Annotated in this window: 9 protein-coding genes and 1 pseudogene; 2 read left to right on the top strand and 8 right to left on the bottom strand. The window is 62.1% G+C overall.

The features are described from left to right. Window positions 1-116: pseudogene (locus KGB29_RS04205) on the top strand (IS110 family transposase); the annotation flags it as partial. Window positions 117-144: 28 nt separating this feature from the next. Here KGB29_RS04205 and KGB29_RS04200 read toward each other — a convergent pair. Next, a complete protein-coding gene (locus KGB29_RS04200; protein WP_154860257.1) occupies window positions 145-903 on the bottom strand; it encodes a CHAD domain-containing protein in 759 nt (252 codons plus the stop codon). Between the two features lie 92 nt (window positions 904-995). Then, window positions 996-1,274 (bottom strand): hypothetical protein, encoded by a 279-nt coding sequence (locus KGB29_RS04195; protein WP_034150181.1) that lies wholly within the window; start codon window positions 1,272-1,274, stop codon window positions 996-998. A 219-nt stretch (window positions 1,275-1,493) separates the two neighbouring features. Between KGB29_RS04195 and KGB29_RS04190 the strand changes: the two genes are divergently transcribed. Next, window positions 1,494-2,531: a patatin-like phospholipase family protein gene (locus KGB29_RS04190; protein WP_154910829.1), complete on the top strand. Its 1,038-nt coding sequence runs from the start codon at window positions 1,494-1,496 to the stop codon at window positions 2,529-2,531. A 152-nt stretch (window positions 2,532-2,683) separates the two neighbouring features. Here KGB29_RS04190 and KGB29_RS04185 read toward each other — a convergent pair whose 3' ends face one another. From KGB29_RS04185 to kdpF, 6 genes are all read right to left on the bottom strand, one after another. Then, window positions 2,684-3,382, bottom strand: coding sequence for a response regulator (locus KGB29_RS04185; protein WP_090457093.1), 699 nt, complete (start codon window positions 3,380-3,382; stop codon window positions 2,684-2,686). A 48-nt stretch (window positions 3,383-3,430) separates the two neighbouring features. Then, complete coding sequence (locus KGB29_RS04180; protein WP_218543324.1) at window positions 3,431-6,082, bottom strand: sensor histidine kinase; 2,652 nt, start codon at window positions 6,080-6,082, stop codon at window positions 3,431-3,433. Window positions 6,083-6,211: 129 nt separating this feature from the next. Beyond that, window positions 6,212-6,757: a potassium-transporting ATPase subunit KdpC gene (gene kdpC / locus KGB29_RS04175; RefSeq protein ID WP_154860260.1), complete on the bottom strand. Its 546-nt coding sequence runs from the start codon at window positions 6,755-6,757 to the stop codon at window positions 6,212-6,214. 144 nt (window positions 6,758-6,901) lie between these two features. Continuing rightward, complete coding sequence (kdpB, locus tag KGB29_RS04170; RefSeq protein WP_218543322.1) at window positions 6,902-8,962, bottom strand: potassium-transporting ATPase subunit KdpB; 2,061 nt, start codon at window positions 8,960-8,962, stop codon at window positions 6,902-6,904. A gap of 10 nt (window positions 8,963-8,972) precedes the next feature. Then, complete coding sequence (kdpA, locus tag KGB29_RS04165) at window positions 8,973-10,667, bottom strand: potassium-transporting ATPase subunit KdpA (RefSeq protein ID WP_154860262.1); 1,695 nt, start codon at window positions 10,665-10,667, stop codon at window positions 8,973-8,975. An 8-nt stretch (window positions 10,668-10,675) separates the two neighbouring features. Continuing rightward, entirely contained in the window at window positions 10,676-10,765 is a 90-nt protein-coding gene (gene kdpF, locus KGB29_RS04160) for a K(+)-transporting ATPase subunit F (protein ID WP_007899818.1), read from the bottom strand. Between the last annotated feature and the right edge of the window lie 337 nt (window positions 10,766-11,102).

Raw genomic sequence — 11,102 nt, 5'->3', positions numbered from 1 at the left:
GAACTCAGGCCTTGGTCATTCTTGCCCGCAAGCTTTGCCGAGTGGCATTCGCCCTCATGAAAAACCAGAGCGAATACCAGCCGAATTTGAAGTTGCAGGGTTCCCCTGCAACATAGAATCTCCCACAAAGGATCTCGAGTGGTCTCAGGATTTGAAACAGGCCTTGCTGAATTTTTCCAGAACGCGGTCCGCTCGGGTTTCGGCCTCGGCCATAGTGGCTTCCCATACGGCAACACAGGGTTGCAAATCTGCTTCCCGTTCAGCCATCGCCAGCCATTGCACGCAATCGTGCCAGTCGCCCAGCGCCCCCTGGGCCGATTTCAGCCGGGGCATGGCCGCTTTCGGCAAACGGTCCAGTTCGGGGTAAGCATCGATGCCATAGCGCACGCGCTTGATCAGCAGGCGCAGCCGATGACGGTCGTGGGTCGGATCGTGCAGTGCCTCGTCGAGTTTTTTCCATTGCTTGCCCAGGCGTTTTTCGATGCGCTTGCGCAGGCCCTTGAGCAATCCCTGGCGCTGAGCGGCACGCAGAAAACGCGGAAACGCATCGAGGACGATCAGCATTTGCGCAAGTTCGGGACTGGTCGCCACGGCCGGGTAAGCCTCGGCCATTTGCGCCATGCGCCACTGTGCGGCTTGGGGTTGATGGTGCTGGAGCAGGTACGCCGCCAGCACTTCGCGATCACGCAATGGTGTGGTCAGATCGCCCACCCGGGAGGCCGCCGCTTCCAGTTGTTCGACGCCGGGCAACCCGCGCAAGGGTCGCAACAGACTGCGTAACCGTCGCATGGTTGTACGCAGATCATGTAACGCTTCAGGGTCTGTACGCTCTTTCAAGCGGGCCTGACAGGCCAGCAGACGAACTTCCAGGCCCAGAACCTGAGCCACCAACCGATCGATCATGGGGGTTTACTCCGTAAACAGCGCCAGGTTGCAAGCTCCAGGCTGCAAGCTCGAAGACTCTTGCAGTTTAGAGCTTGTCACCGCTTTTGCTTTTAACGCCCTGCGCGCGATTCACGAATATAGAAGCGAGCCTTCTCGGCTTTCTTGGTACAGCCTTCGAACCCCTCGAATTGCTGCTGGGTCTTGGCCGCGGTCAACAGCGACAGGGCCTTGGAGTAGCTGACGGTCCCGGCGAAACCTTCGGCTTTGGCCAGGTCCAGTTCATGCCATGCCGCATCCAGGTTACTACCGCAGCTGTCGCGATAAGCGGTTTTGCCGGCACAACCGGCCAGCGCCAGGGCAATCAATGGCACGCAGATCCAGGCTTTCATCACTCACTCCTCAAAAATAGGTCAACAGTCATGCAGGTAAGACGTTGTGGCACCTGAAAAGTGCCGTTGGTCGCCGTGCAACTATAGCGCCGACAAGAATAACCATGTGCCGCCATGGAGTGTCGAAAATACGACGCTCTTGTCCCCTCGAACGACCATGGCGATTGAAGCATGGCCCTCGATGGGTGCATTGTTGAATCATTCAAACGAGGGCGATCCATGAAAAAGCGTGTCGCACTGGTATTGGGCTCGGGTGGAGCCCGGGGTTATGCACATATCGGTGTCATTGAAGAGATCGAACGGCGCGGCTATGACATTGCCTGTATCGCCGGATGCTCCATGGGCGCGGTGGTGGGCGGGATCTACGCCGCCGGCAAACTCAATGACTACCGCGACTGGATCGAGAGCCTGGATTATCTCGACGTGTTGCGCCTGGTGGACGTCAGTTTTCGTCTGGGCGCGATCCGTGGCGAGAAAGTCTTCGGACAGATCCGCAAGATCGTCGGCGAGATCAACATCGAAGATTTGCGTATCCCCTACACCGCGGTTGCCACCGACCTGACCAATCAGCAGGAAATCTGGTTCCAGGAAGGTTGCCTGCATCAGGCCATGCGCGCCTCGGCAGCGATTCCCAGCCTGTTTACCCCGGTGATGCAAGGCAACCGCATGCTGGTGGACGGCGGCATTCTCAACCCGCTGCCGATCGTGCCGGTGGTGTCGAGCCATTGCGACTTGATCATCGCGGTCAACCTCAACTCCACCAACCAGCGCCACTATCAATTGCCGGTCATCCAGCGTCCCGCCGCCTTCAAGACCCGCTTCGACAGCCTGATCAACTCCGTCGGCTCGAAGTTGCCGTTCCGGCGCAAGCAAGCCGAGCAATTGTTGATTCTGGAACAGGAAGCCTTGAAGGCCGAAGGTGCGGAACTCAACCCGTGGATCGAATCCGCCGAGCCCCAGGCGCAGCAACCCGCGGCCGCTCCGGAAACCAGTGGCGCCCCCCGCTCCGCCACCGGTTCGTTCATCATCGACAACGTCGGGCCGGCGTCCTTGCTGGATTTGATCAACCAGAGTTTCGAGGTGATGCAGACGTCGCTGGCACAGTACAAGATTGCCGGGTATCCGCCGGACATCCTGATCAACGTGCCCAAGCGCGTGTGTCGGTTTTTCGAGTTCTACAAGGCGCCGGAGTTGATCGCGCTGGGACGGGAGATTGCGCGGGATACGCTGGACCGGTATGAGAATGAGCAGAACTGAACGTCTGAAAACTCTCGATTGAATGCAAGGGCCTCATCGCGAGCAAGCTCGCTCCCACAGTGGATCTTTGGCGTTCACAAAATGTGTGTCTGACCAGGATCCCATGTGGGAGCGAGCTTGCTCGCGATGACGTCAGATCAGGCAACGAAGATCTAAAGGCTGCCTTCACTCAACAACCGATACCCCACCCCAGCCTCAGTGACGATGAACCGTGGCCGGGTCGGGTCATCCGCCAGTTTCTGGCGCAAATGCCCGACCACGATGCGCAGGTAGTGAGTGTCTTCGGTATGGGTCGGCCCCCAGATGTCCTTGAGCAATTGCTGCTGGGTGATCACCCGCCCGGGATGCCGCGCCAGTTGCGCCAGCACGGCGTACTCCTTGCGAGTCAGCGCGACTTCAACATCGTCGAGCAGCACCCGGCGATACGCCAGGTCGACCGTCAACGGACCGAAGTTCAGCTCCGCTTGTTGCACCTCGCCTGCGGGCGCCTGGCGCAATAACGCACGGATCCGCGCCAGGAACTCCTGAATGCCGAATGGCTTGGTCACATAGTCATTGGCGCCGCCATCCAGGGCCTCGACTTTCTGCCCTTCACCGGCGCGCACGGAGAGCACCAGTACCGGCACCGTCGACCATTCGCGAAAATCGCGCAATACCTGTTGGCCGTCCATGTCCGGCAAGCCGAGATCGAGCACCAGCAAGTCCGGTTTGTTCAACGCAGCTTGCGCCAATCCTTCACTGCCGGTGCCCGCCTCCAGCACTTTGTAGCCCTGGGAAGCGAGGCTGATGCGCAGGAATTTGCGGATCTGCGGTTCGTCGTCAATGACCAAAATGGTCGCGGTCTGGCTCATGAATTCACATCAACACAAAGAAGTGGCAAGAGAGTAGCGCAAGCGCGATCAGGCTTCACTTTCGTATCCCGGCTGAGCCTGTAGCGGCAGGTGCAACGTGATGCAGGTGCCGCGCCCCTCGATGCCGTCGGCGACGCTGATATGCCCGCCATGGGCACCGACCATGCCCTGACAAATCGCCAGCCCCAGCCCGGTACCCTGCCCGCCGCGATCACCCCGCGCCGCGGTGTAGAACATGTCGAAAATCTTCGCCCGATCCTCCTCCGGAATCCCCGGGCCCTCGTCGCTGACCGAGAAAAACAGCTCACTGTCATCAGCCCCTGCGCACAATTGCAAACGCCCGTGGGACGGCGAAAACCGCGCGGCGTTTTCCAGCACGTTGATCAGCGCCTGTTCGATCAGCGCGGCATGCACATAAAGCAACGGTAACTCGGCCGGCACGTCGGTGCTGACCTGCAACGGCGCAAGGACTGTCCGCAGACGGTTGAGCGCACTGCCGACGATGTCTGCCGGCGATACCCAGTCCCGCGCCAGCTTCAGGGCGCCGTGGCCGAGCCGGGTCATGTCGAGCAGGTTTTGAATGTACCGGTCCAGGCGCTCGGCTTCATCGCGGGTGCCTTCGAGCAGTTCACGTCGATCCTCCAGCGGGATCGCTTCACCCAGGGCCAGCAGGCTATCGATACTGCCGCGCATGGATGTCAACGGTGTGCGTAAATCGTGGGACACCGAAGCCAGCAAGGCGCTGCGCAGTTGCTCGGTTTCGCCGTGCAGCCGCGCCGCTTCCAGATCATCGGCCAGTTGCGCCCGGGCCAGCGCCTGGGCCAGCGGTTGGGTCAGCGCGGTCAACAAGCGTCGGCGTTGGCCGCTCAGGGCCTGGCCTTCCCTGGCGCACACGCCGAGCAACGCCAGCGGGCCGTCTTCCACCGATAACGGCCACCACCACCAGCGACCGAACGGCAAGGTGCCGGTGCCCGCACCCGCGGGTTGATCGTGCTGCCAGGCCCAATCGGCGGCGGCGCGCTCAGCTTCGGTGAACTCCAGCGGGCCACCGGTTTCGACTTTCCAGCCGTTTTGCCCGTCGCGATTGAGCAGGCACAGTTGCACGTCGCTCCAACCGTTGAGGTGCTGGGCAGCAGCGCTGACCACGGCCTGGCGGTCGGTGGCGGCAGTGAGTTTGCGTGAAAGGTCGAGCAGTTCGGTGGTCTCTTCCTGGGTATCGCGCAGTGCCTGCAATTGCCTGCGCTGGCGCGCCGCGAGGTTGCCGGTGAGGGCCGCCATCAGCAGGAAAAACAGCAAGGTCAGCACGTCTTCTTCGCGCTGGATGCTGAAAGAGAAATTCGGCGGAATGAACAGGAAGTCATAGGTCAGGAACGACAGCACCGCACAGGCCAGCGCCGGCCCGAGACTGCTGCGCACCGCCACCAGCAATACCGCCGCAAGGAACACCAGGGAGATGTTCGGCAGTGGCAGTACGCTCGCCACGGCCCAGGCCAGAGCGCTGGCCAGAATCGTCGCTACCACGGCCAATGCGTAGTCGAACCAGACCAGTGAATGCATCGACCGCCGATGGGGTTGATGCGGTTGGTGATCGCTGTCGAGAACGTTGATTTCCAGCCCGCGCGCATTACGCAGCAGACGCGCCGCCAGCCCGCCACCGAACAGACGTCGGCGCAAACGCGGCCGGGACTGGCCCACCAGCACCAGGCTGGCGCGGCGTTCGGCGGCATGCTGGATCAAGGTTTTCGCCACTTCACCGGCGCGCAGCAACACCACTTCGCCGCCCAGGCGCTCGGCCAGTTGCTGGGCGCTTTGCAGGCGCAGGCGGGACTGCTCGTCACGCACGCTGCCGTTGTCCACGTGCACCAGGCTCCAGGGCAGGTGCCGCCGCTGGGCCACGCGACTGGCATGACGCACCAGGCGCTCGGCCTGGGCATCGCCGTCGACCCCTACCAGCAAACGCCCGCGCACGGCCGGCGCCGCTTGCCCCAACTGACGATACCCTTGGGCCAGATCGTTATCGACTTGAGCCGCCGCGGTTTGCATCGCCAGTTCGCGCAGGGCCGTCAGGTTGGTCTGGGAAAAAAACGCATCGATGGCCGCCCGCGCCTGCTCCGGCACATAGACCTTGCCATCGCGCAATCGCTCCAGCAGTTCCCGTGGTGGCAAGTCGATCAGCAGCAGTTCGTAGGCTTCCTGCAATACCCAGTCCGGCAGGGTTTCGCGGACCTGCACACCGGTGATGCCGCGCACCTGATCGTTGAGGCTTTCCAGATGCTGGACGTTGACCGTGGTGTACACATCGATGCCGGCGGCGAGCAGTTCCTGAATGTCCTGCCAGCGTTTTTCGTGACGACTGCCGGGTGCGTTGGTGTGCGCCAGTTCGTCGACCAGCACCAGCTTCGGCTTGGCGAGGAGCAGACCGTCGAGGTCCATTTCTTCGAGCATCACGCCACGGTATTCGGAGCGTACCAACGGCTGCTGCGACAAGCCGCCGAGCAGTGCTTCGGTTTCGGCCCGGCCGTGGGTTTCGACGACGCCGGCAATGACTTTCACCCCTTGGCGTAACTGGGTATGGGCCGCTTGCAGCATGGCGTAAGTCTTGCCGACACCCGGCGCGGCACCGAGAAACACTTTGAGCCGGCCACGGCCATCGCGGGGCAGGTCTGCTAACAGCGCGTCGGCGCGGCCGGAGTTGCTCATGCTTGGGATCTCTTTTTACCTGGATTGATGTAGTGACTGTTCTGCAGTCTTCGCGAGCAAGCCCGCTCCCACAGGTGTACGCACTCCAATGTGAGAGCGGGCTTGCCCGCGATTGGCAGCGCCGCTGATTTACAGTTTTTCCAGCGCCAGATTCAACTCAAGCACATTCACCACCGGCGGGCCTACCAATGGCTGCTCGATGTGGGCGTCCAGCAGTTGTTGCAGGGTCGCTACCGGCAGATTGCGCGCCGTCGCGACACGCGCCAGTTGATAGGCAATCGCCGCCGGTGGCAAGTGCGGATCGAGACCGCTGCCGGACGTAGTGACCAGCGCCAATGGCACCGGTCCCTGGCCTGGCACCAGCAGTTTGCTGGCATCGTCGATCACCCGCATCGCCAGCGCCGGGTTGCTCGGCGACAGGTTGCTGGCACTGCTCGACACGGTGGCAAAGGCACCGGCCGAAGGACGCGGGTGGAACCAGGCGTCGCCAACGAAATCCTGAGCGATCTGAGAGGACCCGCGGACCTTGCCCTCGGCATCCCGCACCAGGCTGCCGTTGGCCTGATCCGGGAACGCGACCTGGGCGACGCCGGTGACCACCAGTGGATAAGCGACGCCGGTGATCAGCGTCATCAGGACCAGCAGGCTCAGGGCCGGGCGTATCAATGTGGACATTTGAAAATCCTCGAATTCACAGGAAAAACCTGTAGGAGCGAGCTTGCTCGCGATGGATCTGAAGGCGCCGCGCTTTGTCAGAAAGGGCGCGTTATCGTTAACCACCATCGCGAGCGAGCTCGCTCCTACAGGGGGGGGGGTCAGTCAAACCAGATGCAACGCCGTCAACAGCATGTCGATCGCCTTGATCCCCACGAACGGCACCAGGATCCCGCCCAGGCCGTAGATCAGCAGATTGCGCCGCAACAACGCTGCCGCACTCGCCGCATGAACCCGCACACCGCGCAGCGCCAGCGGAATCAGCACCACAATGATCAGGGCGTTAAACACGATCGCCGAGAGAATCGCGCTCTGCGGGCTGCTCAGGTGCATCACATTGAGCACGCCCAGTTGCGGGTAGATCGCGGCGAACAGCGCCGGCAGGATTGCGAAATACTTGGCCACGTCGTTGGCGATGGAAAAGGTCGTCAGCGCACCGCGGGTGACCAGCAACTCCTTGCCGATCTGCACCACGTCCAGCAGCTTGGTCGGGTCGCTGTCGAGGTCGACCATGTTGGCCGCTTCACGGGCCGCCTGCGTGCCGTCATTCATCGCCATGCCGACGTCCGCCTGGGCCAGGGCCGGAGCGTCGTTGGCGCCGTCGCCGCACATGGCGACCAGACGACCGTCGTTTTGCTCGTGACGAATGCGCGCCAGTTTTTTCTCCGGCGTGGCTTCGGCCAACACATCGTCCACACCCGCCTCAGCGGCGATGGCAGCGGCGGTCAACGGGTTGTCGCCGGTGACCATGACGGTGCGGATCCCCAGTTTGCGCAACTCGGCGAAACGCTCGCGGATACCGGGCTTGACCACGTCCTTGAGGTGGATCGCCCCGAGCAACTTACCGTCGGCACACACCAGCAACGGAGTGCCGCCGCTTTGGGCGATCTTGTCGATTTCACGGGACAGGGCCGGTGCCAGGTCAGCACGCTTGAGACCAACGAACGCCAGCAACGAATCCACCGCGCCCTTGCGGTACACGCGCCCCTGATAGTCGACACCGGACAAGCGGGTTTCGGCACTGAATGGCACGGCTGTCAGCACTTCAGCGGACGGTTCCGGCTGCGGATGGGTGCCGCGCAGGTACTCGACGATCGACTTGCCCTCCGCAGTGTCGTCGGCCAGCGAGGCCAGCAACGCGCCTTCGGCCAACTCCCCGGCTGTCACGCCAGGCGCGGCATATACCGCCGAGCAACGACGGTTACCGAAGGTGATGGTGCCGGTCTTGTCCAGCAGCAGGACGTGCACGTCCCCCGCCGCTTCCACCGCACGACCGGACTTGGCGATCACGTTCAGGCGCACCAGGCGATCCATACCGGCGATACCGATGGCCGACAGCAAACCGCCGATAGTGGTCGGAATCAACGTGACCAACAGCGCCACCAGGAACACCAGCGGCAGGCTGCCATTGGCGAAGTGGGCGAACGGTTGCAGGGTGACGACCACCAGCAGGAAGATCAGGGTCAGGCCGATCAGCAGGATATCGAGCGCCACTTCGTTCGGGGTTTTCTGGCGCTTGGCGCCTTCGACCAGGGCGATCATGCGGTCCAGGGTCGACTCACCGGGGTTGGCGGTAATCTTAACCAGCAGCCAGTCGGACACCAGCCGCGTGTTGCCGGTGACGGCCGAACGGTCGCCACCGGACTCGCGAATCACGGGGGCCGATTCACCAGTAATCGCCGCTTCGTTGACCGCCGCGATGCCTTCGATCACCTCACCGTCACCGGGGATCATCTCCCCGGCTTCGACGCGCACCACATCCCCTTTTCGCAGGCTGGCGGCGGGCACCACCTGAAAGCTGCCGTTGCCGGTCTTGCGCCGGGCACTGAGGCCTTCGCTGCCGGCCTTGAGGCTGTCGGCACGGGCCTTGCCGCGACCTTCGGCCAAGGCCTCGGCGAAGTTGGCGAACAGGACGGTGAACCACAGCCACACAGCGATTTGCGCGGCGACGAAAGTCGGCACTGCGGTGTCGGGAATGAAGCACAGCACGGTGGTCAGGATCGCCGTCAGTTCGACCACCAGCATCACCGGCGCACGTTGCAACTGCCGTGGGTCGAGCTTGACGAAGGCTTGCAGCAACGCCGGGCGCCAGAGGGCCGAGATTGCGGTTTTTGGTTGTTCCGGCGCTTTGACGGTGGCGACCGGTTTAGTTACGGGCATATTCATCATCAGATCCTCAGAAGCCCATGCTCAGATGTTCAGCAATCGGACCCAACGCCAACGTCGGCAAGAAGGTCAAACCACCCACCAGCAAAATGGTCACGGTCAGCAGGGTCACGAACAGCGGGCCGTGGGTCGGGAAGCTGTTCTGCCCGATCGGGGCGGTTTTCTTCAGCGCCAGGCTGCCGGCCAGGGCCAGGACCGGGAGGATGTAGCCGAAGCGACCGATCAACATGCCCAGGCCCAGCATCAGGTTGTGGAAGGGGGTATTGGCGCCGAAGCCAGCGAAAGCGGAACCGTTGTTGGCACTGGCCGAGGTGTAGGCGTAGAGCAGCTGACTGAATCCGTGAGGCCCTGGGTTGCTCACCGCAGCCACCGGGCCTGGCAGGCTGGCGGCGATCGCGCCGAGCACCAGTACGCCAATCGGCATGACCATCAGGGTCACCACCAGCAATTGCACCTCCCTGGCCTGCAGCTTCTTGCCGAGGTATTCCGGAGTGCGGCCGATCATCAGGCCGGCGAGGAACACCGCGATCAGCACGTTGAGCAACATGCCGTAGAGCCCTGCGCCAACGCCGCCGAAGATCACTTCGCCGACCATCATGTTGACCAGGGCCACCATGCCGCTCAGTGGGTTGAGGCTGTCGTGCATGCCGTTTACCGAACCGTTCGACGCGGACGTGGTGGTCACCGACCAGAGCACGGTGGCGGTGGTGCCGAAACGCGCTTCCTTGCCTTCCAGCGGCGCGGTCTGCTCGACAGCGACGTTGTTCAAGGCAGGGTTAGGTTGGTATTCAGCCCACAGCGAGGTCGCGCCGCCGATCAGGAACAGCGCCAGCATGCAGGCGATGATCGCGCGACTCTGACGCAGGTCCTTTACGTAGTGACCGAAGGTGAACACCAGTGCCACCGGGATCAGGATGATCGAGGCCACTTCGAACAGGTTGCTCCACGCCGTCGGGTTCTCGAACGGATGCGCCGAGTTCACGCCGAAGAAGCCACCACCGTTGGTGCCCAATTGCTTGATGGCAATCTGACTGGCAGCCGGTCCCAGCGGAATCACTTGGTCAACACCCTGCATAGTCACTGCATTCACGTACTGCGCGAAAGTTTGCGGCACGCCCTGCCAGACCAGGTACAGCGCCAGCAGCAGGCACAGCGGCAGCAAGCCATAGAGGGTGGCGCGGGTCATGTCGACCCAGAAGTTGCCCAGAGTCCGGGTGGATTTGCGGCCGATGCCGCGACACAGCGCGACCAGTACCGCCAGACCGGTGGCGGCGCTGACGAAATTCTGCACGGTGAGGCCAGCCATCTGGCTCAAGTAGCTCAGGGACGCTTCGCCGCTGTAGGCCTGCCAGTTGGTGTTGGTCATGAAGCTGACGGCGGTGTTGAACGCCAGCGTCCACTCCTGACCCGGCAGGTTCTGCGGGTTGAGCGGCAGGTGGTCCTGGAACAACAGGATCGTGAACAGCAGCAGGAAACCCGCGAGGTTGAAGGCAATCAAGGCCAGGGCGTATTTCTGCCAGCTCTGTTCGGCTTGCGGATCGACGCCGGCCAGACGATAACAACCACGTTCGACCGGACCGAGAATCGGCGTCAGCCAGGTTCGCTGCCCTTCCATCACCTTGTAGTAGAAGCGCCCGAGAAACGGCGCCGGGACCAAAACCAGGGCAAAAAAACCGAGGATCAGCCAATAGTCATAACTGTGCATAGCCGCTCCTAGTTCCGGTCCGCGCGCAGCAGCGCAACCAACAGATAAATGAACAGCCCCACTGCGAGCAGCAGCGACACCCCATCCAGAACGCTCATGGAAGTTCTCCGTGTTACGGCGTATTGCCGCGTGTGGAGTCATTGTCGGGAAGGTGGCTGTAAAGGAACGAGATCGAGGGTGCAGGCGGGGCATAAAAAAAGCGTAAAGAGTGGGCTTACGCGGGGGTTCCAGGGTGCGGGAAGGCGTTCCAGTAAGCTGAAAAGCGGAAATGTCGCAGGTAAAACTCTAAAATTGTGCGCGAGATGTAGTGAGTGAAGGCTGCAAGTCATGGATAATCCAGCCCGATTGGCACGACGAAACCGAATGGGGTCAGGACCTCTTGCACCTCCTCTCTCGTACCTGCAAGCTACCGTTATTCGCATTACTGAAAAAGGC

The sequence above is a fragment of the Pseudomonas sp. BF-B-30 genome (assembly GCF_019956305.1).
In the GTDB taxonomy this organism is placed as follows: domain Bacteria; phylum Pseudomonadota; class Gammaproteobacteria; order Pseudomonadales; family Pseudomonadaceae; genus Aquipseudomonas; species Aquipseudomonas jessenii.
This window is presented reverse-complemented; position numbering and strand designations above follow the sequence as displayed.